This window comes from Stenotrophomonas sp. Nf1, assembly GCF_003028475.1.
In the GTDB taxonomy this organism is placed as follows: domain Bacteria; phylum Pseudomonadota; class Gammaproteobacteria; order Xanthomonadales; family Xanthomonadaceae; genus Stenotrophomonas.
In genome coordinates, this window is record NZ_PYTV01000013.1 from 60,640 (window position 1) to 82,239 (window position 21,600).

Annotated in this window: 29 protein-coding genes, 4 tRNA genes and 1 riboswitch; of the genes, 18 read left to right on the top strand and 15 right to left on the bottom strand. The window is 66.4% G+C overall.

The window, feature by feature from the left end:
- Window positions 1-9 precede the first annotated feature (9 nt).
- A complete protein-coding gene (locus C9412_RS19180; protein ID WP_258190363.1) occupies window positions 10-324 on the bottom strand; it encodes a hypothetical protein in 315 nt (104 codons plus the stop codon).
- 360 nt (window positions 325-684) lie between these two features.
- Here C9412_RS19180 and C9412_RS19185 point away from each other — a divergent pair, with 360 nt between their 5' ends.
- Genes C9412_RS19185 through C9412_RS19200 form a run of 4 tightly spaced genes read left to right on the top strand, consistent with a single transcriptional unit; the run spans window position 685 to window position 4,829 of the window.
- Entirely contained in the window at window positions 685-2,010 is a 1,326-nt protein-coding gene (locus tag C9412_RS19185; RefSeq protein WP_107233118.1) for a TolC family protein, read from the top strand.
- Window positions 2,007-3,146 carry an ABC transporter permease gene (locus C9412_RS19190; RefSeq protein WP_107233066.1) on the top strand — a complete coding sequence of 380 codons (1,140 nt, stop codon included), beginning with the start codon at window positions 2,007-2,009 and terminating at the stop codon, window positions 3,144-3,146. The genes C9412_RS19185 and C9412_RS19190 overlap by 4 nt, the downstream gene beginning before the upstream one ends.
- 10 nt (window positions 3,147-3,156) lie before the next feature.
- Window positions 3,157-3,885 carry an ABC transporter ATP-binding protein gene (locus C9412_RS19195; RefSeq protein WP_107233067.1) on the top strand — a complete coding sequence of 243 codons (729 nt, stop codon included), beginning with the start codon at window positions 3,157-3,159 and terminating at the stop codon, window positions 3,883-3,885.
- Window positions 3,882-4,829: an HlyD family efflux transporter periplasmic adaptor subunit gene (locus tag C9412_RS19200; RefSeq protein WP_107233068.1), complete on the top strand. Its 948-nt coding sequence runs from the start codon at window positions 3,882-3,884 to the stop codon at window positions 4,827-4,829. The genes C9412_RS19195 and C9412_RS19200 overlap by 4 nt, the downstream gene beginning before the upstream one ends.
- Here C9412_RS19200 and C9412_RS19205 read toward each other — a convergent pair.
- From C9412_RS19205 to C9412_RS19215, 3 genes are all read right to left on the bottom strand, one after another.
- On the bottom strand, window positions 4,806-5,246 hold the full coding sequence (locus C9412_RS19205) for a hypothetical protein (RefSeq protein WP_258190364.1): 441 nt from the start codon (window positions 5,244-5,246) through the stop codon (window positions 4,806-4,808). The genes C9412_RS19200 and C9412_RS19205 overlap by 24 nt on opposite strands.
- Before the next feature lie 107 nt (window positions 5,247-5,353).
- Window positions 5,354-5,797 (bottom strand): hypothetical protein, encoded by a 444-nt coding sequence (locus tag C9412_RS19210; RefSeq protein ID WP_107233069.1) that lies wholly within the window; start codon window positions 5,795-5,797, stop codon window positions 5,354-5,356.
- Window positions 5,790-6,239 carry a hypothetical protein gene (locus C9412_RS19215; protein ID WP_146160189.1) on the bottom strand — a complete coding sequence of 150 codons (450 nt, stop codon included), beginning with the start codon at window positions 6,237-6,239 and terminating at the stop codon, window positions 5,790-5,792. The genes C9412_RS19210 and C9412_RS19215 overlap by 8 nt, the downstream gene beginning before the upstream one ends.
- 81 nt (window positions 6,240-6,320) lie before the next feature.
- Between C9412_RS19215 and C9412_RS19220 the strand changes: the two genes are divergently transcribed.
- The 4 genes from C9412_RS19220 to C9412_RS19235 all read left to right on the top strand — a co-directional run bounded on the left by C9412_RS19220 (window position 6,321) and on the right by C9412_RS19235 (window position 7,446).
- Window positions 6,321-6,396: transfer RNA gene (locus C9412_RS19220), tRNA-Gly, on the top strand.
- Between the two features lie 142 nt (window positions 6,397-6,538).
- Window positions 6,539-6,614: transfer RNA gene (locus C9412_RS19225), tRNA-Gly, on the top strand.
- A gap of 66 nt (window positions 6,615-6,680) precedes the next feature.
- A tRNA-Cys gene (locus tag C9412_RS19230) sits at window positions 6,681-6,754 on the top strand.
- 182 nt (window positions 6,755-6,936) lie between these two features.
- A complete protein-coding gene (locus tag C9412_RS19235; RefSeq protein ID WP_107233071.1) occupies window positions 6,937-7,446 on the top strand; it encodes a GNAT family N-acetyltransferase in 510 nt (169 codons plus the stop codon).
- 88 nt (window positions 7,447-7,534) lie between these two features.
- Here C9412_RS19235 and C9412_RS19240 read toward each other — a convergent pair whose 3' ends face one another.
- Window positions 7,535-7,990: a hypothetical protein gene (locus C9412_RS19240; RefSeq protein ID WP_107233072.1), complete on the bottom strand. Its 456-nt coding sequence runs from the start codon at window positions 7,988-7,990 to the stop codon at window positions 7,535-7,537.
- Between the two features lie 199 nt (window positions 7,991-8,189).
- Between C9412_RS19240 and C9412_RS19245 the strand changes: the two genes are divergently transcribed.
- Window positions 8,190-8,459 (top strand): hypothetical protein, encoded by a 270-nt coding sequence (locus C9412_RS19245; protein WP_107233073.1) that lies wholly within the window; start codon window positions 8,190-8,192, stop codon window positions 8,457-8,459.
- A 16-nt stretch (window positions 8,460-8,475) separates the two neighbouring features.
- Here the strand turns inward: C9412_RS19245 and C9412_RS19250 are convergent, their stop codons facing one another.
- The 3 genes from C9412_RS19250 to C9412_RS19260 form a co-directional block, all read right to left on the bottom strand.
- Complete coding sequence (locus tag C9412_RS19250; protein ID WP_107233074.1) at window positions 8,476-9,240, bottom strand: thioesterase family protein; 765 nt, start codon at window positions 9,238-9,240, stop codon at window positions 8,476-8,478.
- Window positions 9,241-9,358: 118 nt separating this feature from the next.
- The gene (locus tag C9412_RS19255; protein WP_107233075.1) at window positions 9,359-9,559 is read right to left on the bottom strand and encodes a hypothetical protein; all 201 of its coding nucleotides are present in this window, start codon (window positions 9,557-9,559) and stop codon (window positions 9,359-9,361) included.
- A gap of 91 nt (window positions 9,560-9,650) precedes the next feature.
- Window positions 9,651-10,727, bottom strand: a complete 1,077-nt coding sequence (locus C9412_RS19260) for a hypothetical protein (protein ID WP_107233076.1) — start codon at window positions 10,725-10,727, stop codon at window positions 9,651-9,653.
- A 261-nt stretch (window positions 10,728-10,988) separates the two neighbouring features.
- On the opposite strand from C9412_RS19260, the gene C9412_RS19270 reads away from it, so the two are divergent.
- Complete coding sequence (locus C9412_RS19270; RefSeq protein WP_107233078.1) at window positions 10,989-11,507, top strand: ATP-binding protein; 519 nt, start codon at window positions 10,989-10,991, stop codon at window positions 11,505-11,507.
- A 10-nt stretch (window positions 11,508-11,517) separates the two neighbouring features.
- On the opposite strand, the gene C9412_RS19275 is transcribed toward C9412_RS19270, so the two are convergent.
- Entirely contained in the window at window positions 11,518-12,435 is a 918-nt protein-coding gene (locus C9412_RS19275; RefSeq protein WP_107233079.1) for a LysR family transcriptional regulator, read from the bottom strand.
- A 103-nt stretch (window positions 12,436-12,538) separates the two neighbouring features.
- Between C9412_RS19275 and C9412_RS19280 the strand changes: the two genes are divergently transcribed.
- Together C9412_RS19280 and C9412_RS19285 are read left to right on the top strand one after the other, a co-directional pair.
- The gene (locus C9412_RS19280) at window positions 12,539-13,558 is read left to right on the top strand and encodes an aldo/keto reductase (protein WP_107233080.1); all 1,020 of its coding nucleotides are present in this window, start codon (window positions 12,539-12,541) and stop codon (window positions 13,556-13,558) included.
- Window positions 13,559-13,578: 20 nt separating this feature from the next.
- Entirely contained in the window at window positions 13,579-13,989 is a 411-nt protein-coding gene (locus tag C9412_RS19285; RefSeq protein WP_107233081.1) for an SRPBCC family protein, read from the top strand.
- Between the two features lie 58 nt (window positions 13,990-14,047).
- Here C9412_RS19285 and C9412_RS19290 read toward each other — a convergent pair whose 3' ends face one another.
- Window positions 14,048-14,548 carry a DUF6265 family protein gene (locus tag C9412_RS19290; RefSeq protein WP_107233082.1) on the bottom strand — a complete coding sequence of 167 codons (501 nt, stop codon included), beginning with the start codon at window positions 14,546-14,548 and terminating at the stop codon, window positions 14,048-14,050.
- Window positions 14,549-14,681: 133 nt separating this feature from the next.
- On the opposite strand from C9412_RS19290, the gene C9412_RS19295 reads away from it, so the two are divergent.
- Window positions 14,682-15,515, top strand: coding sequence for an AraC family transcriptional regulator (locus tag C9412_RS19295; RefSeq protein ID WP_057495859.1), 834 nt, complete (start codon window positions 14,682-14,684; stop codon window positions 15,513-15,515).
- Window positions 15,516-15,518: 3 nt separating this feature from the next.
- Here the strand turns inward: C9412_RS19295 and crcB are convergent, their stop codons facing one another.
- Both crcB and C9412_RS19305 read right to left on the bottom strand, forming a co-directional pair.
- Entirely contained in the window at window positions 15,519-15,911 is a 393-nt protein-coding gene (gene crcB / locus C9412_RS19300; protein WP_107233120.1) for a fluoride efflux transporter CrcB, read from the bottom strand.
- 82 nt (window positions 15,912-15,993) lie between these two features.
- A riboswitch (Fluoride riboswitch) is annotated at window positions 15,994-16,057 on the bottom strand.
- A 36-nt stretch (window positions 16,058-16,093) separates the two neighbouring features.
- The gene (locus C9412_RS19305; RefSeq protein ID WP_107233083.1) at window positions 16,094-16,495 is read right to left on the bottom strand and encodes a helix-turn-helix transcriptional regulator; all 402 of its coding nucleotides are present in this window, start codon (window positions 16,493-16,495) and stop codon (window positions 16,094-16,096) included.
- A gap of 111 nt (window positions 16,496-16,606) precedes the next feature.
- Between C9412_RS19305 and C9412_RS19310 the strand changes: the two genes are divergently transcribed.
- Both C9412_RS19310 and C9412_RS19315 read left to right on the top strand, forming a co-directional pair.
- Complete coding sequence (locus C9412_RS19310; RefSeq protein ID WP_107233084.1) at window positions 16,607-16,816, top strand: hypothetical protein; 210 nt, start codon at window positions 16,607-16,609, stop codon at window positions 16,814-16,816.
- Window positions 16,817-17,169: 353 nt separating this feature from the next.
- Window positions 17,170-17,406 carry a hypothetical protein gene (locus C9412_RS19315; protein WP_019337197.1) on the top strand — a complete coding sequence of 79 codons (237 nt, stop codon included), beginning with the start codon at window positions 17,170-17,172 and terminating at the stop codon, window positions 17,404-17,406.
- A gap of 9 nt (window positions 17,407-17,415) precedes the next feature.
- Here the strand turns inward: C9412_RS19315 and C9412_RS19320 are convergent, their stop codons facing one another.
- Entirely contained in the window at window positions 17,416-18,465 is a 1,050-nt protein-coding gene (locus C9412_RS19320) for a 4Fe-4S dicluster domain-containing protein (RefSeq protein ID WP_107233085.1), read from the bottom strand.
- Entirely contained in the window at window positions 18,462-18,749 is a 288-nt protein-coding gene (locus tag C9412_RS19325) for a hypothetical protein (RefSeq protein ID WP_107233086.1), read from the bottom strand. The genes C9412_RS19320 and C9412_RS19325 overlap by 4 nt, the downstream gene beginning before the upstream one ends.
- Window positions 18,750-18,928: 179 nt before the next feature.
- On the opposite strand from C9412_RS19325, the gene C9412_RS19330 reads away from it, so the two are divergent.
- Window positions 18,929-19,369, top strand: coding sequence for a group III truncated hemoglobin (locus C9412_RS19330; protein WP_107233087.1), 441 nt, complete (start codon window positions 18,929-18,931; stop codon window positions 19,367-19,369).
- Window positions 19,370-19,413: 44 nt separating this feature from the next.
- Window positions 19,414-20,823, top strand: a complete 1,410-nt coding sequence (gene hemN, locus C9412_RS19335; protein ID WP_107233121.1) for an oxygen-independent coproporphyrinogen III oxidase — start codon at window positions 19,414-19,416, stop codon at window positions 20,821-20,823.
- A gap of 60 nt (window positions 20,824-20,883) precedes the next feature.
- On the opposite strand, the gene C9412_RS19340 is transcribed toward hemN, so the two are convergent.
- Window positions 20,884-20,970: transfer RNA gene (locus C9412_RS19340), tRNA-Leu, on the bottom strand.
- 132 nt (window positions 20,971-21,102) lie between these two features.
- On the opposite strand from C9412_RS19340, the gene C9412_RS19345 reads away from it, so the two are divergent.
- On the top strand, window positions 21,103-21,537 hold the full coding sequence (locus C9412_RS19345) for a BLUF domain-containing protein (RefSeq protein WP_107233088.1): 435 nt from the start codon (window positions 21,103-21,105) through the stop codon (window positions 21,535-21,537).
- Window positions 21,538-21,600: the final 63 nt, after the last annotated feature.

Consider the following 21,600-nt stretch of genomic DNA (forward strand, 5'->3'; position numbering starts at 1 on the left):
ATCGCTCCGTCAGCGTGCCTTGACGGCCTGGGCGCTGCACCAGGTGCTGGCGTCCTGGGGGTCGAAGCCGGGGCAGCTGTTCTCCAGCGGGATGTAGACGTAGGGGACGTCTTCCTCGGAGGTGAAGTGGTAGTAGTATTTTCGATCCTTCCCATACAGCCAGTAGTTCGATGAGCCGTCGTTGATCGCGTACGGCTCGAACGTGAAGATCGAAGATTCACCGGGAATGAAGTTGCTGCGCTCCATCAGGAGCAGAACGGCGTTCGAGGCCAGTGGGGTGCTCAACGCGACTGCGAGTGCGGCGACAATCAGTGTGGTGATCAAGGCAGCCACTCGCCAGCGGCGGGGACGATTCACAGGCAGGCCGCATGAGACAGGACGATGCCGCAATGTGCAATACGCTGTGAAAGTCGTCCAGTGTTCCGTGCCGGGAACGCATTGAAAGCGGAGTGAAAGACTGGGGTCGCGCTGCCTGAACCGCACGCGTGCTGTGACCTTTTTCGGACCATTTCTCCATGTTCGCTCCACAATCGCACGGTAGCCTGCGTGCTCCCTTAACACGTTGGCGGGCTGGTGGTCAGGCGTATCACTCCAGTGGCAGTGCACAGGACCGGGCGCGGACTTACCTTGCGGGGGGCGCTGCGTCCGGCTGCACTGCTGGCCAGTCTGGCGCTGGCCGGTTGCATGTCGGTGCCCGTCCCAGACCTGCCTGACCGTACACCGAGCGCCTGGACCCAGCCACCACCGGGAAGGGGCGTGGCGGTGGATGCGCGGCAGTGGTGGAAGGTACTGTCCGACCCGGCACTCGATGGTCTGGTCGACCAGGCCATCGCCGGCAACCTCGACCTGCAGCAGGCCACGCTGCGCCTGCAGGCGGTGCGGATCGTATCCGGCACCGCCGACTCGCGCTTCCTGCCGGAGATCTCGGCCAGCGCCAAGCAGGTGCAGGACGCCGCCGCCGTCGATACGTATTTCCATGCCGGTATTGAAGCGATCTGGGACCTGGGCCTGTTCGGTGCTGCCGAAAGCGCGCATCTGGCGGCGCAGGCCTCGGCCGGCAATGCCGAAGCATTGCGCAGCGCGGCGCAGGTGGCGGTGATTGCCGATGTGGTGCGCAGCTATCTGGATCTGACCGTGGCACAGGCGCAGCAGGACCTGCTGGCCCGCCAGCAGGCCGTGGACGATCGTGGCGAACAGCTGGCCCGGGTGCGGCAGCGCCTGCGCCTGGATGAGCCGGGCGAGCTGGAACGCCTGCAGGCGCGCCAGGCGGCCACGCGCGCGGCGTCGGCGCAGGCGCGTGAGAATGCAGACAGCGCAGCGCGTGCACTGGCGCTGTTGCTCGGCCGCGATGGCCCGGACCCGGCGTGGCGCGCGTACCGCACGCCACCGAAGCTCGGTGCATTCGCGTTGCAGCAGGTGCCAGCGGACCTGCTGCGGCACCGCCCGCAGATCCTGCTGGCCGAATCGGCGGTGCTGCAGGCTGCGGCCGACAAGGGCACCGCGCGCGCGGCGATGTACCCGCGGGTCAGTCTGGGCGGCTCGATCCTGTACGCCTACAACCTCACCCAGAATGCGCGCTCCAACTCTGATTCCAGCCCCTCGATCGGTCCCTACATCGATATACCGCTGTGGGACTGGGGCCAGCGCCGTGCGCGCTTCCAGGCCGAGGACAAGCAGCTGGACGCCGCGTTGCTGGGCTACCGCAAGGCGGTGCTGGAAGGCGTAAGCGAAGTGGAAGGCGCACTGGGCAGCCTGGCCCGACAGGACAGCAGCATCCAGTCGCTGCGTGCGGCCAATGATGCTGCCGGACAGCAGGTCACGCGCCAGGCACGGCAGGTGCAGCTGGGCCTGTCCAGCGAATTCGAGGGCCTCGACACGCAGCGTGCCGCGCTGGCCTCGCAGGGCGATCTGATCGCGGCGCAGGGTGCGCGCGTGCTGGCGTTTGCTTCGCTGTACCGCGCCCTCGGTGGCGCGCCGCTGCCGGTCGAGGCCGAGGACGCGTCGCAATGATCGCGCTGGCCCGCAAGACCCTGGCCTATGAGTGGCGCCGGTTCCTGCCGGTGGTGATGGCGATGTGCTTTGCCGGCGTGCTGCTGATCGTGCAGGCGGCGCTGGTGCTGGGCATCTTCGGTACCGCCGCGATCTATGTGAAAGCCTCCTCGGCCGATATCTGGGCCGGCTTTCCCGGGACACAGAGCGTCAACTACGGTCATGCCATCAGCGCCGATGTGGAAAGCCACCTGCGCATGGACCCGGATGTCACCCGCGTCGAACCCTACGAGTGGGTTGATGGCGAGTGGCGCTCCAGTGCGCCGGGCACCGGCAATGTATCGGTGTACCTGTCCGGCATCGCCACCGCCGACGACGCGATGATGTTCGCGCGCATCCTGCCGGCTGACCTGCGTGCACAACTGCGCGAGCCGGGCGCGGTGATCGTCGACAGTGCCGATCTGGATACGCTGGGCGTTGACCTGCAGAACAACCGTGCCTGGATCAACGGCAAGGCGGTGCGTGTGGTCGCCGCACAACCCGGTCTGCGGGGTCTTGGTGGTGTCAACGTGCTGGCCTCGTTGGATACCGCACGTGCCATTGCCGGCACCGATCCGCATGAAGGCAGCACCTATTTCGTGGCGGGCTTGCGCTCGCCGGAGCTGGCCGATCGCGTGCGCGACCGCTTGACCGCCTCGATGGGGCAGGCCACACCGGTCGAGTTCTGGACGGCGCCCGAGTTCGCCAGCCGCTCGCAGCAGTACTGGTTGTTCGACACCGGCGCTGGCATCGCGGTGCTGTTCATGGCGGTCATCGTCTGCTTCGTTGGCGCGGTGATCACCAACCAGTCGTTCGCTTCGGTGGTGGCCGGTTCGGTGCGCGAGTACGCCACGCTCAATGCACTCGGTGCCGGTCGCTATGCGCTGGCGCGGGTGGTGTTCGAGCAGGCGTTGCTGATTGGTGGCGTCGGCATGTTGCTGGCGGCGGCGTTCAGCACCGTGGTGCTGTTGATCGCGCAGACCCAGCGCGTGCCGGTGCAGCTGACGCCGATGGTCATCCTCGGCTGCGTGGCGCTGGTCGCGGTGATGGCCATGCTGTCGAGCATCATGGCGGTGCGCAGTGTCGTCCGCTCCGATCCATCGTTGCTGTTGCGCTGAGGGCCGGCCGATGACATCCACACGCGCCGTTGCGCCAACCCTGCAGGCCGACGCACTGGAGAAGGGCTTCCTGTCCGGCGATGTGCAGGTGCCGGTGCTGCGCGGCCTGTCACTGGACATCTATCCCGGTGAACTGACCCTGGTCTCAGGACCGTCCGGCTGCGGCAAGAGCACGCTGCTGTCGCTGCTGTCCGGCCTGTCGTCGCCCGATGGTGGTCGCGTACATGCGCTCGGCCAGGATGTGGGGCACATGAGCCGCAGCGAGGTGGAGCGGTTCCGGCTGCATCATGTCGGGTTCGTGTTCCAGGGCTTCAATCTGTTCCCGGCGCTGACCGCGCTGGAACAGGTGCAGCTGCCCTTGGGCTACCGGGGAATGCGCAATCGCGATAGCGAACCGTTGGCGCGCAGAGCGTTGGAAGAGGTCGGCCTGGGCCATCGCAGCCATATGCGCCCGGCGCAGCTGTCCGGCGGTGAGAAGCAGCGGGTGGCGGTAGCGCGCGCGTTCGCCAAATCGCCCACGTTGATCTTCGCCGACGAACCGACCAGCGCGCTGGACGCCGAGAATGGCCAACGCGTGATCGACATCCTGCATCGCTACGCGCGTGCACATGGCGCCACTGTGCTGTGCGTGAGCCACGATCCACGCCTGATCCGGCATGCCGATCGGGTGATCGCCATGGAAGACGGCATGGTCCGTGACGATCGCCGCCAGAATGAAACCGTAGAGTCCGCCCCATGATCAGAACATCGCACCTGTTTTCGCTCAGCCTGGCCCTGTCCGCAGCGTTGCTGCTCGGCGCCTGCTCCAAGGACTCCCCCACCCCAGCGGCAACGCCTGCAGGCAAGGCCGGCAGCGCGGCCGGGAAGGTCGCGGTCGCGCGCGGCATCATCGACGTCGAAGGTGGGCTGATTGCACTGGCGCCGCCGCTGGATGGCTCGATCAGCGCCGCGCCGGTGAAGGAGGGGGCGCTGGTGAAGAAGGGACAGCTCCTGCTGTCGCTGGATGGTGCATTGCTGCAACAGGAGGTGGCGATGGCCAGCGCCGATCTGGCCTTGGCCAATGACCGGTTGAAGGGCAGCCAGGCACAGATGCGCGAACTGGAGCGTAACGCCAGCCGCCTGGCCACCGGCGCCAGCGAAGGCGTGTCGTCCAACCAGCAGGCTGACGCGGCCCGGCAGCAGCTGGCGGGTGTACGCGTCGATGCCGACGTGGCCGCTGCGCAGGTCGACCTGGCCCAGCACAAACTCGAGCACGCCCGGCTGAAGCTGCAGCAGATGTCGCTGAGTGCGCCGGAGGCCGGCACCGTGGTCGGCCAGGTGCCGGGCCCCGGTGCCTTCGTGCAGGCCGGCAAGCCGGCGATCTCGCTGCTGCCGGCGCGCCCGCTGCAGGTGCGCGCCGAACTCAGTGCCGCCTACGCCGATGCGGTGCAGGTGGGCATGCAGGCCACCGTGGTGCCAGACAGCGATGGCGCCGGCAACACCACCCCGCTGCCACTGGCGCGCGTGGTGCGCATCAGCCCGGTGTTCGCGCAGGCGCGCCTGCCTGAAGACGCCGGGCGTGGCGTAGCCAAGGTGGTGGAGTGCGTGCTCGAGTTCGATGGCGAGGCCAAGGCGCGCTTCGGCCAGCACGTGCGGGTGGAGTTCCGGAAGCAGGCGCGGTCAGCGGTTGAGCCAACGCCGTAGCCGAGGGCAGGCGGAGACCGGCACGATCACAAGCAGCGCCAGCAGCAGAATGACGCTGGCGGCCAGCAACCAGAGCATGTGCACGCCGCGCACGGGCGATTGATGCATGGCCGACGCGCCCCACAGCAGGGTCCAGCCAAACCACGGCAGGATGCCGATCAGCATGCGCAGCCACAAGCGATGGAATCGCCAGGGCTGTAGCATCAGGCCCAGCGCGACGATCTCTACAGCGATGATCAGTGCGAAGGTAATGACTGAGCCGGTGGGGTAGGGCCCTGTGCCGGAATCGGTGTGGTGCAACTGCCAGTGATCGGGTTGAAATCCTGCATGGACGAGCGCGCAGACAAGCAGCAGCCAGATCAATGATGCGAGCAGCCAGAAGACATGGGAGTCGCGGAGTGCGTTGGGCAGGAGCACGATTCGGGCGTTCTTCGCTGTCGGATACTCAACCTTGCCGCTCAGGTCGGTAGCAATCCATGCAAGAGATCCGAAAATGAGGTGGCGAAGCCCTTGGATCGAATGCGCTACGGAGCGCTCTTCCGGACCTTCTTCCCGTCGCGAAGTCTTCGCAGGAGACTCACTGCCGAGACCAGGCACAGCGCCAGCAGCAGGCCGACGTCCAGCAGCAGCAACCACAGCAGGTGCATGCCGTGCACGGGCGGTTGATGCATCGCCGACAGCACCCACGGCACCGACCATGCCAGCAGCAGGACAAAGGCGATCAGCAAGCGCAGCCACAGGCGTTTCAACCGCCAGGGCCGCACGATCAGTGCCGCCACCACCAGTTCAACGGTACCCAGCAGCGCGAACAGGATCACGGTGCTGGTCGGGTAGGGCAGCTCGGCGCCTTCCAGGCGGCGCAGCAGCCAGTAGTCGGGCGTGAAGCCGGCATTGACCAGTGCGGCGATCAGGGCCAGCCAGGTCAGTGCGACCAGCAGCCAGAACAAACGGATGTAGCGCCTAGGCATCTGCGGTGTCCGTGCTGGGCAGCGAAGGTCCGGGTGATGAAAGACGCCGGCTGGTAAAGACGGCAGCCAGTGTCAGCAGGCCGGGCCCGACGGTGAAATAGAGCATGCGCAGCGGATGGTTGTGCATCAGCGTCCAGGTGGCGAAAGCCAACGGAATTGCCAGGACCAGCAGCTTGGCCCGCAGCGGCCGCAGCACGGCGATCAGCGGCTGGGCACCGATGAGCATCCAGAACAGATGGAACTGGGCGATGCCCAGGCCGATGTCGCGATGCGAAGTGAAACCGATGGTGTCGCGATACCAGCTCATGCCCAACGGCATCAGTGTCCACAACAGCAGCGCCACCAGCAGATGCAGCAGCAGGGCGATCAGCAGGGGCATACCGCGAAGGAGCATGGGCGAACCGGGCCGGGCGGGGCAGCGTACCCCACGGCGCAGGGCCATGACCGCGTCGTGTGAAGACTGTTGACGACGTGAAGGAATTTGGACACAATAGCGCTCCTTCGACGCAGGTCGAATGAATCTGCGGGAATAGCTCAGTTGGTAGAGCGCAACCTTGCCAAGGTTGAGGTCGCGAGTTCGAGTCTCGTTTCCCGCTCCAGATTCTACAGGGCCCCGACAGGGGCCTTGTTTTTCTCCCGCCACGGCAAGGCGGGGCACGTTGAGCCACAAGGCTTTGCGCGCAGTCAGAAAGGTGAAATCGCTGGTGTGTGTTCCGGATTTCCGGTACCATGTCGGCTTACGCGGGAATAGCTCAGTTGGTAGAGCGCAACCTTGCCAAGGTTGAGGTCGCGAGTTCGAGTCTCGTTTCCCGCTCCATGTTCCGACAGGCCCCATCTTGGGGTTTTGTCTTGTCAGGGCTACGTTCCTGACGCGCAGTACGTTGGCCTCATGGCAGAGTGGCTATGCACCGGATTGCAAATCCGTTTACAGCGGTTCGATTCCGCTTGAGGCCTCCAATTGAAAAGCCCTGACTCCGGTCAGGGCTTTTTTGTTTTCGCGCAATGCCCGGGCCGCGCGCCCGTGCACGCTGCGTCAGTCACCCTCTGCGCTTGCCTGCCCTGAAGGCCAGGCATTGCTGCGTGCCCGGTCATGTTCCCGTGGCACGATGTGCGGGGCATCCGCTCCAGGAAGGAAGGCCATGCACATTCAGGTATCGAGCTGGGAAAGCGTTGCGCCGGAGCACCATCGCCAGGCGGTGGACCTGCTGCGCCAGGCATTCCCGGACATGCAGGGCGACGGCTACGGCAGTTCGTGGCCGGTCGCACTGGTCCTGGCCCTGCAGGGCGATCATGTGGTCGCCCACCTCGCAGTCTACGAGCGGGACGTGTTGCTGGACGGCGAGGCCGAACGCATTGGCCTGATCGGTGGTGTGGTGGTGCGTGCCGATGCCCGCCGGCAAGGCGTTGCCTCACGCCTGATCGAGGCGGCCCATGCCGAACTGCGCAGGCGCGGCATCGCGTTCGCCGTGCTGTTCGCCCTGGATCACCGGCACTATGCCTCGGCCGGCTATGTGCCGATGCAGAACGAGACCTGCTTCATCGAAGAGGGACACGCGCGCCGATTCGTGTATCGGGGCGGCATGGTCGCCCCGTTGGGCGCGCGTCCCTGGACTGCGGCCGTGCTCGATCTGCAAGGGGAAACTGTCTGAGTAACGCCTAGGTGCAGTCGCCGCGTGGCGTTAGCGCGCGCGGCAGGAGACAGGAGCAGCAGCGTGCTGGCCTGCACCCGCCGACCGGTCAGGGCTGCGCCTGCATCGCGCAAGCATCCAGCAACGGCAGCAGGCCCTGCGTACTGAACGTATTGCGTGCAACGCTGTCGCGCGCGGTGATGCGCTGGCCACCGGTACGGATCTGCTCGAGGATCACGGCCGTGTCGCGATCCAGGATGATCCTTCGATCGCTTGCTTCCGGATGGGCATCGACCTTTACACCGATCTCGGTGTTGCCGACCTCACTGAACGACACCCCGATGGTGGGCTCCAGCCCCGGCTCGAAGATGAAGAACGGGTAGGGGCGTGATGGGGTACGCGGAAAGACCGCGCATCTGCCGGCACTCTCGTCGGTGGCCTCCTTGCGCACCAGTGTCCACGCCGAGGATGCGCCTGCGGGCGTACCGTCCTCCGCGCGAACCGGTTGCATGCCGAGAACGGCGACGATGGAAGCGGCCGTGATGAGCAGGAGGTAGCGATGCATGACGATCCTTGTCGTGGCGGCAGGTGATGGCCGCGGCCGAGTGGGCGTGCAGCATAGCCCGGCGGGCGCCCACAGGCCTGCTTTTCAGTCTCATTTCCCCACGACATGGCAAGGCGCTATGGTCAGGTTCCAAGTCTTAGGGAGCTGCAATGGCGAGCAAGGACATGAACGACCGTGGCATGCAGCCGGCAGGCCGGCAATGAACAAATCCTCTGCGGAAGTACGCTGGCTGACGTTCCGGCTGATGAACGGCCAGTCGATCGGGCCGGACCGTTTGAGGGACGGATGGGTGGTCGCATCGGAAACCCGCCATTGCGGCGTGCGCCGCGAGGCCATCGAAGGTGCCGGCGTGGTCTACGCGCTGTATGCCCCGGCCAACCTGGCCTCGCCGCGACGCGCGGAAATGCGCATGCGCGAATTCCTGATGAGCTCCGGCTACACCTTCACGATGGGCACGCTGGGCGGCTGAGGCCGCCCGCTATCGGTTACGGACGCACGGTAAGGGCCTGGGCAAGCGTCCCGATCGGGCCGCGTGCATCGTGCAGCACCGTGCTGGTCAGGCCCAGGCCCTGCTGGCCGAACGACACCGAGGTGTCAAAGCCCAGCCATTCGCCTTCAGGCATGCCGAACAGGTGCGCGGTCAGGTCCAGGTTGGGGAAGGCGACAGTCCTGGGGTCGGCGCGCACCGCCATGCCGTTGGACAGGTCGAACAGGGTGGCGGCACGGGCCAGCGCACTGACCGGCTCGTCATCGAGCAGCGCATGCCTGGCGCGGGCCCAGTAGGTGGCGCGGCCCGGCCCCTGCTCGTGGCGACGGATGTCCACACTCTTGATGAAGCCGCCCGGCCAGACCGTGCCCGGGTCCCACACCGGCATGGAGTCCGGCGGTGCGATCGGGGCGATCGGTGTGCCGGCGATGGCGCCGGTATCGTTCGGTCGCATCAGCCAGGCGCGTACGCGCAGCGCCGCGCGATCGTCGTGGCGCAGCGTGGCTTCGACCAGTTCGATGGTGCGGCCAGCACGCAGCACCTGTACCTCGGCCTCCATCGCTTCGATCGGAATGGTGCCGAGGATGTCGTAGGACAGGCGCGCGATCAGGAAGCCGTGGCCACGCGTGGCGGCGTCGCGTTCCAGGTGGTGGGCGAGCAGCCCGATGGCCGGGGCGATGTGCTGTTCGCGGATGTTCCAGGCGCCGCCGGTGTGTTCGGTCGGCAGGTAGCGGGTGTCACTCAGTCGTTCGAAGAAGGCCATCGTGTGCGTTGCTTCAGCAGGGAGAGGCGGCGGCAGGGGCGCTACCGGTCTCTGTATCGTAAGCGTTTGCCAACGTGGCGGGCTGAGCCGGCTCCCGCAGGAGCCGGCCGGACGCCGGTCAGGGAGACGGGCAATCCGTTTCGCGGCACAGGCGGTACTCGGCGTCGCACTGCTCGGAGGTCTTGCCCAGCGGTCCATGCGTCGCACGCAGGCACTGTTCGTACTTCAGCGTGCAGAAGTCGCAGGAATCTGCGGCGAAGGCCAGGCCGGTCATGGCCATGCCAAGGAGCATCACGGTCTTCAAGGTCGTCTTGATCATCACGTCAGTCCTTTGTCTGCCCGTCAATGGGCCAGACCACCATAGCAATCGGTGCCGCGTTGTCCCGCCGCACTGCGGCACGATGCTGCGCTCAGCGCTGCACCGCCTTCAGCGCCTCGACGACCTGGGCATCGGAGAAGCCGCAGTGACCTTCCCCCACCGCCGGCAGCACCTGTGGCAACGGCGCAGCGCCGGCACTCTTGGCCAGTTGCGGATACAGCGTCTGCATGTGCGGCACGATGGTGGGATCGTTGTGGTTGAACTGGATCACCAGAGGCCGCTTCAGGGCGCCGGTCAGCGCCAGCGTGCTGCGCACCCTGGCCTGCGCGGCAGGCACCGCGTCGAGGCGCTGCACGCCGGCATTGAATGCGGCATCGTCACCGAAGCCGCTGTAGTCCACGTTGCGGTTGCCGACCGGCAGGCCGCCGCTGCGCGTGGCCAGCTCGTGCAGGACCAGCGCATGCAGGCTGATGGTGCCGGCCAGTGCATCGCCGGAGACCTGCAGCCGCTGCGCCAGCACCGCCGCGCGCGCGGGATCGCGTTGCAGGGCAAGGGCGATGCCCTGGTACAACGCGCCCTGCGGCAGCGCTGCCGCTTCCCGCGAAACCAGGCCGCTGCGCGGCAGGCCTTCGGCGGCGGGGAAGAAATAATCAAATGCGACCAGTGTCGTCAGCAGGTCCGCGGCGATCTGCTCGCCGCTGAGGTTGGCGCCGCACAGCGAAACGCCGCCGGCGTAGTGCTGCGGGAAGCGCTCGAGGCTGCCGATGGTCACCGCACCGCCCATCGAGAATCCCAGCATCCAGGTATGGCGCACGTGCTTGAGTTCGCGCGCGGCATGTTCGCGCAGGCGTTCGGTGTCATTGATCGCTTCGGCCACCGCCCAGCCCTGGCTGGAATACGCGCTCTGCGCGACGGCGTAACCTGCGCTCAGCAGCGCTGCGGTGCTGTCATTGGCGGTCATCGGTGTGGTGCGTGGAACGCCCACAGGTTCATAGCCGTGGGCGAGCATCACCAGCTCGCCGTTCCAGTCTGCAGGCACATCCAGCCGCCACGGCGCCCCCTGCAGTCCGCCGCTGAGGGTGCGTGGTGTCGTGGGCGGTGCCGCCAGCAACGATGTCGCAGGCAACAGCAGGGCGAGGGCGAGGGCATGTCGAAGCAAGCGACGCATCGTGATCATTCCATCCGGGAATGGCGCCGAGCATAGAGCGCGGCGCAACCTTGCGCGCGCTGCACTGCCGCAGGGGATTGCAGCGTGACCAGGTGGCGCTCTACGCTGGCTGCATGGCCCTGCACGTCACCGCGTCGATTATCCGCATTCCCCACGGGAAGGCGGGGTAGCACGCGGCCGTCACGGCCATGCAACCCGCCCGGGAAGGCGGATTGCATGCAGCGTTCTCCCGGGAACTGGAATCCACCGAGGAGATCGCAGATGCAACACCCTTCATCCACCGGGAACACCCCGATCCTGCACCTGCTGTGCGGCAAGATCGGCGCAGGCAAGTCCACGCTGTCGCAGCAATTGGCGGCGAGGCCGCACCACGTGCTGATCAGCGAGGACGCATGGTTGGCTGCGCTGTATCCGGGCGAAATCCGTTCCATCGCCGATTACCTGCAGCGCGCCACTACGCTGCGCAGCGTGCTGACCGATCATCTGCGTGCACTGCTGCAGGCCGGCGTTTCGGTGGTGCTTGATTTCCCCTTCAACACGCCGGCGACACGCGCCTGGGCGCGCGATCTGTTTGAGCCGACCGGCGCCGCGCACCAGCTGCATTTTCTCGATATCACCGACGCGGCCTGCAAAGCGCGACTGCGCGCACGCAATGCACGCGGCCAGCATCCGTTCCAGGCCAGCGATGAGCAATTCGAGCAGATCACCCGTCACTTCGTGGCACCGGCCAGGGAAGAGGGCTTCGTGGTGATCCGGCATACGGAACACGGCCCGGCATAATGCCCTCGGTTCAGTCGCCGAAGGCCGGTTTGCCTTCGGTGGCGGTCCGTACGAGCGTCTTGCGGAAGGTCTCGACCAGCGGGCGCAGGTTGATGCGATGCCAGGCCGCCCACAACGGCGTGCGGTAGCTGAACCACGGCAGCTCGCGCAGCACCACGCCGTCCGGCGCCTGGTGATCCAGGCTCTGCTGCACGGTGGTCAGGCCCAGGCCGGCGGCCACCAGGCCCAGCGCGGCCAGTGGCTCGGTCGCTTCCATGGCGATGGTGGGGGTGAACCCGGCCTTCGCGCACGCGGCGATGAAGGTATCGTGGCGCAGTGCGTTTTCCCTGTGCATCACGCCGATCCACTGTTGGCTGGCCAGATCCGCAGGTGTGATGACTTCTGCATTGGCCAGTGCGTGCGCGGCCGGCACGGCCAGCAGCATCGGGTCGTTCAGTACCTGTGTGGCCTCCAGATCCGGATCGTCGAACGCCGGCGGTTCGCAGACCAGGGCGATATCCAGGCTGCGTTGCCGCAGGCCTTCCAATTGAACGTCCGACTGCTGGTTGTAGAGCGCGATGTGCACCGCCGGGCGATCGCTGCGCAGTTCGCGCAGGGCGGCGGGCAACACGCCCGAATGCATCGCGTATTCCAGATAGCCGATGCACAGGCCACCTTCATCGCCGCGGCCGAGCCGGCGCGCCAGCGATTCCAGCCGGTTGGCGTGGGTCAGCAGGGCCCGCGCCTCGGCCAGGAAGGTGCGGCCATCGGCGGTCAGCCGGATGCGCTGCTGTGAACGTTCGAACAGCTGCAGTTCCAGCCGTTCCTCCAGCTGGGCGATCTGCCGGCTGAGCGGGGATTGGGAGATGTGAAGGCGCTCTGCCGCGCGACCGACGTGTTCATCTTCGGCGACGGCCACGAAGTAGCGCAGTTGGCGGAGATCGAGCATAAGACCACTCAGGACTCAAGTTTGAGAAATTATGTCTTGGACAGTCTTGAGGGGCAAGCCTAGCCTGTGCCTCAACCTCAACAACCTCCCCAAGAGGAACCCCATGAGCATCAACACGCTGCTGGCTGGCAAGACCCTCGGCTTCGGTACCGCGCCGCTGGGCAACATGTTCCGTGACATCCCCGAAGCCGAGGCCCAGGCCACGGTGGACGCGGCCTGGGAACAGGGCACCCGCTACTTTGACACTGCCCCGTTCTACGGCGCCGGCCTGGCCGAGATCCGGCTCGGCGACGCGCTGGCCAGGCGCAACCGCGATGACTTCGTGCTCAGTACCAAGGTCGGTCGCCTGATCCTGGACGAAGTGGAAGACACCAGTGCTCGCGACCTTGGCGAGAAGGGTGGCCTGTTTGTCGCCGGCCGCCCCAACAAGCTGGTCAACGACTATTCGGCCGATGCCACCCTGCGCTCGATCGACGACAGCCTCAAGCGCCTGAAGACCGATCGCCTCGACATCGTCTGGGTGCACGACATCGCCCAGGATTTCTACGGCGATGAGTGGCTGTCCTACTTCGAGACCGCACGCCGCGGCGCTTTCAAGGTGCTGACCCGCCTGCGCGATGAAGGTGTCATCAAGGCCTGGGGTCTGGGCGTCAACCGTGTCGAGCCGATCGAGCTGACCCTGGACCTGGACGAAGTCCGTCCGGATGGCTTCCTGCTGGCGGGACGCTACTCGCTGCTCGACCACGAGCGTGCGCTGCAGCGGGTGATGCCCAAGGCGGCCGAGCGCAACACCGGCATTGTGGTCGGCGGCCCGTACAGCTCCGGTGTCCTGGCCGGTGGCAGCCACTTCGAGTACCAGAAGGCGTCGCCGGAGATCCTGGCCAAGGTCGAGCGCATCAAGGCCATCGCGGGCGAGTACGGCATCAGCATCAAGGCGGCCGCCCTGCAGTTCTCGCTGGCCAATCCGGCGGTGGCTGCGGTGATCCCGGGCGCCAGCCGTCCCGAACGCATTGCCGAAGACTATGCCGCGCTGAAGGAAGTCATCCCGGCGGCGTTCTGGCAGGAACTGCGCGCCCAGGGCCTTGTTGCGGCCAACGCCCCGCTGCCGATCGACAACATCTGAGCCCCCAAGGAGTCCTTCCCATGGCAAGTGCATCTGTATCCATCACCGTACCGACCCCGGCCGACCAGGTCTGGAACCTCATCGGCGGCTTCGATTCGCTGCCCGATTGGCTTCCGTACATTCCCCGGAGCACGCTCAGCGAAGGCGGTCGCGTGCGCCATCTGGCCAATCCCGATGGCGATGCCATCGTCGAGCGCCTGGAAGCCTTCGACCAGGCCGGTCGCAGCTACACCTACTCGATCCTGCAGGCACCGTTCCCGGTTACCGGCTATCGTTCGACCCTGAGTGTGGTCGAGCAGGGCAATGGTTCGAGGATCGACTGGTCCGGTGAGTTCACCCCGGTCGGCGTCAGCGACGCAGAGGCGTCCGCGCTGTTCGAGGGCATCTACCGCGACGGCCTGAAGGCACTGGAAGGCACGCTGGCCGGGTGAATGCCCGAGTGGTGTTGATCGCCTGCAGACGCCCCGGCCGGTCCGGGGCGTCTGCGTTTCAGTGGGTGGGTGATGGTCCACCACAGGCAACGCGGTGCATCGGGAAATCCGCCGCCTGTTCCGGGTTGTCCTGCGCGACTTCGATACGTGCGTGCGCGCGCTGTTCGTCCAGGCGGCGGTAGCGGATGCGCTGCGGGAAGTCGTTGGCCGGATTCTCGAACACGGCCTCGGTGTCATCGACCTGGGTGGCGTTGAAATCGGTGGGGTTCTGGCCGGAGGGCAGGGCGGTCAGCACCAGACGACCATCATCGTGCTGGCGCAACTGCATGAACTCGAAGCCGACGGTGCGCCCGTCGCGCACGCTGCGGCTGCTGCCGAACAGCGTGCCACCGGCCAGCGTGGACCACTGCTCGCCGGCGCCTTCGGGGTGGCCATCAAGCTGCCAGCATCCGGCCAGCCAGGCCAGCTGCGCGATCTTCGGCGGCGAGGCCGCCTGCGTGTGGGCGGATGCCGCCAACAGCAGCAGCGGCAGCAGGGTCAGGGCGATGCGGTTCGACATCGGTGCCTCCGTGCGTGGGATGTCTGGCGTGTATAGCGCTTGATCCATCGCCAGGCCAGTGTCGCCCCATACGGCGCTGATTCCGATACGATTTGCCGTATTGAACGCTATCTGCGTGATCTGGAGTCCTGTCATGGTTGACCGCCTCGCCATCCTGCTGGAGCGTTTCGCGGTCACCGCCTCGGTGTTCCATGCCGGTGCGTTGTGCGGCATCAACAGCCTGGAGGGCGAGGACGAGGCCGGTCAGTTGCACCTGGTGAGGCGGGGGCCGTTGCAGGTCCGCCACGGCCAGCAGACCGTGCAGGTCGATGTGCCCAGCCTGTTGCTGTATCCGCGCCCGATGCCACACCGTTTCAGCACCGATCCGCAGCACGGTGCCGACATGGCCTGCGCGAACCTGCATTTCGAGGGCGGCCGGCTCAACCCGATCAGTGCGGCGCTGCCCGATTTCATCTGCCTGCCGCTGGCCGAACTGTACGGTGGCAATGCGGCACTGGAGTTGTTGTTCGAAGAAGCGTTCGAGCAGCGCTGCGGGCGCGCGGCGATGGTCAACCGCCTGTTCGAGGTGGTGATGATCCAGGTATTGCGCCAGTTGATGGAAGGCGGCGAGATGCGCGGTGGCCTGTTCGCCGGGCTGGGCCATCCGCGGCTGCGATTGGCGCTGGTGGCGATGCACGAAGCGCCGGCGCAGGCGTGGACGCTGGAAGATCTGGCCGAGGTGGCCGGGATGTCGCGCAGTGTGTTTGCGGCCAGCTTCCGCGAGGCGATGGGTACCACGCCGGGCCAGTACCTGCAGGGCTGGCGGGTGGGATTGGCGCAGCAAGCGTTGCGTCAGGGCCGGCCGCTGAAGCGGATCGCCGATGAGGTGGGCTACGGCAGCGAGGCGGCACTGTCGCGGGCCTTCAAGGCGCACACCGGGCAGTCACCCCGGCAGTGGCGCGGGCAGGACCGCGCCAGCGCGGCCTGAGCCTCAGCCCAGCGCCAGCCGGGCCAGCTTCATGCCGCCGAACAGGCCGGCCACGCCCAAGGCCACCGAGCCGCCGGCATACAACGCGGCCAACCCATGCTGGCCACGCTGCAGCAGCAGGCCGATTTCAAGCGCATAGGTGGAGAAGGTGGTGTAACCGCCCAGGATGCCGGTGGCCAGCAGCAGGCGCAGCTGCGGCGAGGCGCCATTGCGCAGTGCGAAGGCCTCCACCACCACGCCCATCAGCAGTGCACCGCTGAGATTGATCAGGAACGTGGACCACGGCCACGGGCTGCCCACGGCCACCCGTGCGCCGATCAGGTTGCAGGCGTGGCGCAGGCAGGCGCCGACACCGCCTCCGACGAAGACCAGAAGATAGTTGTTCAGTGATTGCATCGCATGCCTCGAGAGCGGGTTCGCAGTGTTGATGGCGAACGCCGAAGGCAGGCACGGCCTGCCATCGACGAACGCCACGTTCGTCCTGGCAGGAGCCATCAGCCTTCTCAGGCGGTTATCGGGGGAGCCCCATCCCCATCGAGGTCCATGCTACCAGTGCCGGCGTGCAAGCGTCAGCGCGTTCAGGACATCGAGGTCTTCAACACCCGGGCCACCTTGCTGCGGCTGAAGCCGTCCATCAACAGCTCGAACGCCAGCAGATCCAGTGCGGCGTGGCGACGGTGGTCGATCTCCAGGCCGTTCTCCTCGACCAGGTGGCTGACCAGCTCGTAGGCGTCCTGCCAGACATCCAGATGGGCCTGGCTGGGCATGTAGGCGTTGCCGCGTTCACCGACCCCACCGCCGCTCACCCCGTACAGCAGTTCGCGCGCGTCCAGCTTGGCCGCATCGGCGATGCGGAACAGCTGTTCGGCCTTCACATGGGCTGGGCTGACATGGTCGTTGAGCCAGTTGCTGATGGTTGCCGTCGTTGAATCGGCGGCGCGGGCCAGATCGGCCGGGCGCGGGTGCCCGGCTTTCTTCATGGCAATGGCGAGTCGTTGGCCGAGAGTATTCATCTATGCAAGCCAGCTTAACGCCTGGATCGCAAAGAGGCCTTGTCGCAAGAATCGCTCTGATTAGCAGAAGGACCGATCATGACTGGATTCTGGAGCAAGCGGCAGGTGCGCGACCGGCTGGGCTTTCTTACGGACGCCGAACTGGCACGCTTCTTTGGCATAAGCCGATCCGCAGTGTCGCAATGGCCCAAGGATGGCCCGATTCCTGCGTTGCGGCAGTACATCCTTCATCAGCAATACCCGAACCTGTTCCCGGTCGTCGAGGCAGCCGAACCCGAATTCGGGTGATCTGCGCCGCAAGATGTCGCCTTTAGCGCGCTAAGCGTGAAACGCAAAGCATGCTTAACAAAGTAGGGAAATTCGATGAAGCGGGCCCTGGCCATTGGCAGTGCCTACTGAATTGGGGCCACCGGGTGACGGGCGTCGTGTCGGGTCTGGCCCATCCGGAGCCATGGTGCTTCCGTATGCAGTTTTGTGAACGATTAATAATTTCGATCACGAAAGCGAGCGGATGTAATTGACCTGTCGTGAAATCTATGACTAATTGGAGTCAACCGGTCGTGAAGCCCGGGAGTCTTTCAGTAGCACGCAAGTGAGTCGGTAGACCGTCAACGATGCAGAACAAGTCCAACGGAGGTCGTATGGAATACGGCATGCATGGCTTGGCTGAACGGGTACGCCGCGAACTGGAAGCCAGCTATCACAAACACGGATGCGGTCCGGCGTTCTGGGATACCTACCAGCAGGTGCTGGATCGCCTGGTTCCGCAGGGGACCGAGCGTACCGAGGTCACCAACGAAATGGCGCTGATCATCGAACAGCTGGGCATCGTACGGCGTGCGCAGCTGGTTCCGCCGCACGCCAACGGGTCGCGTTGAAGCGTTGATTCAAAGCAGGCGCCAGGCGCCCCAGGCCAACAGCGCCAGCAGCATCGACAACAGAACCAGGGTACGGGGGCGCCATCCGCGCCGCGGCTGTCCTGCCATCGCCTGTGGACTGCAGTAGCGCACCAGGCCGGGACCGAAACCGGCCTGGTGTTGCTGCCGTGCGCAGGCTTCCAGGCAGGCGCCACAGGCCAGGCAGTCGGCCTGCGGCCCCTGGCGGATGTCCAGCTGCATCGGGCAGACGCGGACACAGGCCAGGCAATCGGTGCAGTCGCCCAACCGGTTGTCGCTGAAGGTCGGCGTCGGCCCGGCCAGCAGCGGGTGCGCTGCACGGAATACGTAGTCCTGTGCGGTGGTCGGGTCGAGCAGGCCACGACCACGGCCGAGCACACCGCCCAGACCGGACGGGCGGGGCCCGCGCGGTTCCCCGCGCCGGGCGTCATACAGCATGCGCGGCGTGTACGGGTCGGTCAGCAGCGGCTGCGCGCGCGCGAACGGGCACAGTGAGCGGCAGACCTGTTCGCGCAGGAAGCCTGCATTGCCCCAGGTGGCAGCGGCGTAGAACAGCACCCAGAACGTTTCCCAACCGCTCCATCCCGTGCGGGGCAGGGCGCTGACCAGTTCCGCGATCGGGCTGAACAGTCCGACGAAGGTGATGCCGGTCCAGAGTGACAACAGCGCCCAGGCCAGCTGCGTGGCCGGGCGCGCGGCCCGGACCGGCAGCAGCCGGGCCATGCCGTGGGCGATCCAGTCGAAGGCGCGCCGCCACAGCGTCTGTGGGCAGGCATGGCCACACCACACCCGCCCGGCGAGGTGGGTGAGCAGGGCCAGGCCTACGGCCAGCACCGCCAGCAGGCCGATCAGCACGCCGACGTCACCGGGCCAGAGGGTCCAGCCGAACAGGTCGAAGCGTCGCGCGTTGATGTCCAGCAGCAGGGCCTGGCGACCGTCCCAGCGCAGCCACGGCAGCGCGTAGAACAGCACCAGCAGGGCGGTACTGAGCGCGCTCCGCCAGTGCCAGGGACGGGATGCAATGGCGCAGGTCGTGTTCATCCCAGCGGCAGCTCGTCGTCGTCGTCGCTGGGTAGCGGTCGTTGCAGGTACCAGGTGACGGCGCTGGACAAGGCCGTCACCGCCCAGAACATGAAGAAGCCTGCGGTATAGCCCAGCTCGCGGCTGATGGCCGTCCCCGGGAAGCTGATGGCCTGCAGCCGCAGCGGATCGACGAAGGCGAAGAACACCACGCAGGCCAGGCCCGCGGCGATGAAGCTGGGCCAGAGGATGGCGCCCCAGTGCTGGATCAGTTGCTGGCGGCGGTTGGGAGGAGGTCTGTTCATGCTGTCCCGGATCGAAAAGTGGGCGGCGCGTATACTTCGCCCAGGTTGGCGCCGCATCCGCAGGGCATGCTTCCTGCAAGCATGGCAGCCTAGGTGCAGCCGAGTGCGCCGACATTGATCTGGATCAACGGCGATGCCGCTCTGCCGCGGCACACTGCCGGCACGCCTTGGGTACCCCGATGAACGCAACACCGCCGCCTGTCCTTCCTGTCGCCTCGCCCGAGCTGTGCACCGAGGAGGAGGTGACCCGCCTGGTCCACGACTTCTACGCCCGTGTGCGCGAAGAGGAGCGATTGGGTCCGGTGTTCGAGGCGCACGTGCATGACTGGCCGGAGCACCTGGCGCAGCTGGTCGACTTCTGGTCGGCGATGCTGCGCGGTACCCGCCGCTTCAAGGGTTCGCCGATGTCCAAGCACATGGCCATCGAGCTGGACAAGGATCTGTTCGACCGCTGGCTGGTGCTGTTCCGGATCACCACCGCCGAGTGCGGCAACCTGCCCATGCAGGAGCTGGCCAACGACGTGGCCGCGCGCATCGGTGACACCTTCTGGAAGCGCTACCAGATGCTGCGCTGGCCGCAGGTCGGGCTGCCGGTGCTGGGATTGCCCGGCCAGGATTGATCTGGGTCAAGGCGGCACCGTCCGTCCGGCGCGATGCTGGCGGCATGGACACGTTCTCTCCCGCTGCCGGCGGCCTGGCCTGGACCTTCGACCCCGATCTGCTGCGCCGGCACGACCGGCCTGGGCCGCGCTACACCTCGTATCCGACCGCGCCGCACTTCCACGAGGGCTTCGACGCCCCGGCGCTGCGCCAGGCGATCGCCGACAGCAACCGGCAGGCCCGGGCCTTGTCGCTGTACGTGCATGTGCCGTTCTGTTCCAGCCCCTGTTTCTACTGTGGGTGCAACCGGATCATCACCCGCGACCGGGGGCGCGGGCACAGCTACGTGTCGCGTGTGCTGGCCGAGGCCGATCTGCTCGCACCGCAGTTCGAGGACGGCCGCGAAGTGATCCAGCTGCACCTGGGCGGCGGCACGCCGAACTTTCTCGATGCAGACGCGATGACCACGCTGGTGCAAGGTCTGCGCCGGCGCTTCGACTTCAGTGATTCGTCACAGCGCGATTTCTCGATCGAGCTCGATCCGCGCTTCATCGACGCCGGTGACGTGGCCATGCTGGCACGGCTCGGCTTCAACCGCGCCAGTCTGGGCGTGCAGGATTTCGATCCTCAGGTGCAGACATCGATCAACCGGGTGCAGGGCGTGCGCCAGACGCTGGACATCCTGCGCGCCTGCCGCGACAGCGGCATGCGCTCGGTCAATGTCGACCTGATCTATGGCCTGCCCGGACAGACCCTGCAGGGGTTCGGCCTCACCCTGGAGCAGGTGCTGGCGCTGCGCCCCGATCGCCTGGCGGTCTACGGCTATGCGCACCTGCCGCATCTGTTCCGCGCGCAACGGCAGATCGATGAAAGCCGCTTGCCCACGCCGGAGGACAAGCTGGCGCTGCTGGGCCTGGCGGTGGAGAGGCTCTCGGCCGCCGGCTACCAGTACATCGGCATGGATCATTTCGCACTGCCGGAAGAGGATCTGTCGCGCGCACAGCGTGCCGGGCAGCTGCACCGCAACTTCATGGGCTACACCACGCACGCCGATACCGATCTGTTGGGACTGGGCGTCAGTGCAATCAGCCACATCGGTGCCAGCTACAGCCAGAACCCGCGTGATCTGCCGTCGTGGGAGGAAGCGGTAGACCAGGGCCAGCTGCCGGTCTGGCGTGGCGTTGCGCTGAGTGCGGATGACCAGCTGCGCGCGGAGCTGATCCAGCAGCTGATGTGCCAGGGCGAAGTGGACCTGCACGCGCTGGGCCAGCGCCATGGCATCGACGCCGGACAGTACTTTGCCGAGGATCTGCGCTCGGTCCGGCAGTTGCAGGCCGATGGTCTGGCCGAGTGCCACGACGGCGTGGTACGTGCCAGCGAGCCGGGACGGCCGCTGCTGCGGCTGCTGGCGATGTGCTTCGATCCCTACCTGCGCAGCGCGCACGAACAGCCGCGCTATTCGCGTGCGATCTGAGCGTTTGCAGGTTCCGCGTGCGATGTGCCGAAGCGCGGACACCCTGCTGCATTGCCATGTTGGTGCCCGGAGCCGGAATCGAACCGGCATGACCTTGCGGTCGGCGGATTTTAAGTCCGATGCGTCTACCAGTTTCGCCATCCGGGCGCGCAGCGCGGCGCCGATTGTAGCCCACCTGTGGCGGGCCGGCCGGTTCGACGCCGGGCGGTGGCATGCTTAACTGCCGCTCCTATTCATGTCATAGTCCCGGCCATCGTTCCCAGGGGGGGGAGCCACCTCATGTCGCTGCACGCGATTGCCTACGCCAGCCAGGCCCATGCCGAACTGCGGACAACCGACCTTGACCGCCTGCTGGCCGATGCCACGGCGTTCAATCGTGTAGCCGGCGTCACCGGCGTGCTGATGTTCGATGGCCGACGGTTCCTGCAATACCTGGAAGGCCCCGAAGACGGCATCGATTCGGTGTTCCCGCGCATTGCCAATGCGCGCAGCCACGGGCAGCTGCAGCTGCTGTGCCGCGCACCGGTGGCGCAGCGTGCATTCCCGCGCTGGTCGATGGGCACACGCCGGATCGATCCGGATCTGCTGACACAGATCGTCAATGCGGCCTGGCCCGGGTTCCTGCACGGCAGTGGTGGCTTCGAGCGCCTGCGCCAGGCCTGGACCGGCGCCGATGGCGAACTCGAGCCGGCGGCGGTCGCGCTGGGTTCATGAGGCCGCCTTGGCGGCAGGGCGCCGGGGCCGTTACGCTGTAGCCTTTCTGGCCTGGGTTTCCCC

Excerpts from the sequence above, each read along its gene's own strand:
- C9412_RS19185 (WP_107233118.1), top strand. The coding sequence starts at position 685 with ATGTCGGTGCCCGTCCCAGACCTGCCTGACCGTACACCGAGCGCCTGG.
- C9412_RS19190 (WP_107233066.1), top strand. The coding sequence starts at position 2,007 with ATGATCGCGCTGGCCCGCAAGACCCTGGCCTATGAGTGGCGCCGGTTC.
- C9412_RS19195 (WP_107233067.1), top strand. The coding sequence starts at position 3,157 with ATGACATCCACACGCGCCGTTGCGCCAACCCTGCAGGCCGACGCACTG.
- C9412_RS19200 (WP_107233068.1), top strand. The coding sequence starts at position 3,882 with ATGATCAGAACATCGCACCTGTTTTCGCTCAGCCTGGCCCTGTCCGCA.
- C9412_RS19210 (WP_107233069.1), bottom strand. The coding sequence starts at position 5,797 with ATGCCTAGGCGCTACATCCGTTTGTTCTGGCTGCTGGTCGCACTGACC.
- C9412_RS19215 (WP_146160189.1), bottom strand. The coding sequence starts at position 6,239 with ATGGCCCTGCGCCGTGGGGTACGCTGCCCCGCCCGGCCCGGTTCGCCC.
- C9412_RS19235 (WP_107233071.1), top strand. The coding sequence starts at position 6,937 with ATGCACATTCAGGTATCGAGCTGGGAAAGCGTTGCGCCGGAGCACCAT.
- C9412_RS19240 (WP_107233072.1), bottom strand. The coding sequence starts at position 7,990 with ATGCATCGCTACCTCCTGCTCATCACGGCCGCTTCCATCGTCGCCGTT.
- C9412_RS19245 (WP_107233073.1), top strand. The coding sequence starts at position 8,190 with ATGAACAAATCCTCTGCGGAAGTACGCTGGCTGACGTTCCGGCTGATG.
- C9412_RS19250 (WP_107233074.1), bottom strand. The coding sequence starts at position 9,240 with ATGGCCTTCTTCGAACGACTGAGTGACACCCGCTACCTGCCGACCGAA.
- C9412_RS19255 (WP_107233075.1), bottom strand. The coding sequence starts at position 9,559 with ATGATCAAGACGACCTTGAAGACCGTGATGCTCCTTGGCATGGCCATG.
- C9412_RS19260 (WP_107233076.1), bottom strand. The coding sequence starts at position 10,727 with ATGCGTCGCTTGCTTCGACATGCCCTCGCCCTCGCCCTGCTGTTGCCT.
- C9412_RS19270 (WP_107233078.1), top strand. The coding sequence starts at position 10,989 with ATGCAACACCCTTCATCCACCGGGAACACCCCGATCCTGCACCTGCTG.
- C9412_RS19275 (WP_107233079.1), bottom strand. The coding sequence starts at position 12,435 with ATGCTCGATCTCCGCCAACTGCGCTACTTCGTGGCCGTCGCCGAAGAT.
- C9412_RS19280 (WP_107233080.1), top strand. The coding sequence starts at position 12,539 with ATGAGCATCAACACGCTGCTGGCTGGCAAGACCCTCGGCTTCGGTACC.
- C9412_RS19285 (WP_107233081.1), top strand. The coding sequence starts at position 13,579 with ATGGCAAGTGCATCTGTATCCATCACCGTACCGACCCCGGCCGACCAG.
- C9412_RS19290 (WP_107233082.1), bottom strand. The coding sequence starts at position 14,548 with ATGTCGAACCGCATCGCCCTGACCCTGCTGCCGCTGCTGCTGTTGGCG.
- C9412_RS19295 (WP_057495859.1), top strand. The coding sequence starts at position 14,682 with ATGGTTGACCGCCTCGCCATCCTGCTGGAGCGTTTCGCGGTCACCGCC.
- crcB (WP_107233120.1), bottom strand. The coding sequence starts at position 15,911 with ATGCAATCACTGAACAACTATCTTCTGGTCTTCGTCGGAGGCGGTGTC.
- C9412_RS19305 (WP_107233083.1), bottom strand. The coding sequence starts at position 16,495 with ATGAAGAAAGCCGGGCACCCGCGCCCGGCCGATCTGGCCCGCGCCGCC.
- C9412_RS19310 (WP_107233084.1), top strand. The coding sequence starts at position 16,607 with ATGACTGGATTCTGGAGCAAGCGGCAGGTGCGCGACCGGCTGGGCTTT.
- C9412_RS19315 (WP_019337197.1), top strand. The coding sequence starts at position 17,170 with ATGGAATACGGCATGCATGGCTTGGCTGAACGGGTACGCCGCGAACTG.
- C9412_RS19320 (WP_107233085.1), bottom strand. The coding sequence starts at position 18,465 with ATGAACACGACCTGCGCCATTGCATCCCGTCCCTGGCACTGGCGGAGC.
- C9412_RS19325 (WP_107233086.1), bottom strand. The coding sequence starts at position 18,749 with ATGAACAGACCTCCTCCCAACCGCCGCCAGCAACTGATCCAGCACTGG.
- C9412_RS19330 (WP_107233087.1), top strand. The coding sequence starts at position 18,929 with ATGAACGCAACACCGCCGCCTGTCCTTCCTGTCGCCTCGCCCGAGCTG.
- hemN (WP_107233121.1), top strand. The coding sequence starts at position 19,414 with ATGGACACGTTCTCTCCCGCTGCCGGCGGCCTGGCCTGGACCTTCGAC.
- C9412_RS19345 (WP_107233088.1), top strand. The coding sequence starts at position 21,103 with ATGTCGCTGCACGCGATTGCCTACGCCAGCCAGGCCCATGCCGAACTG.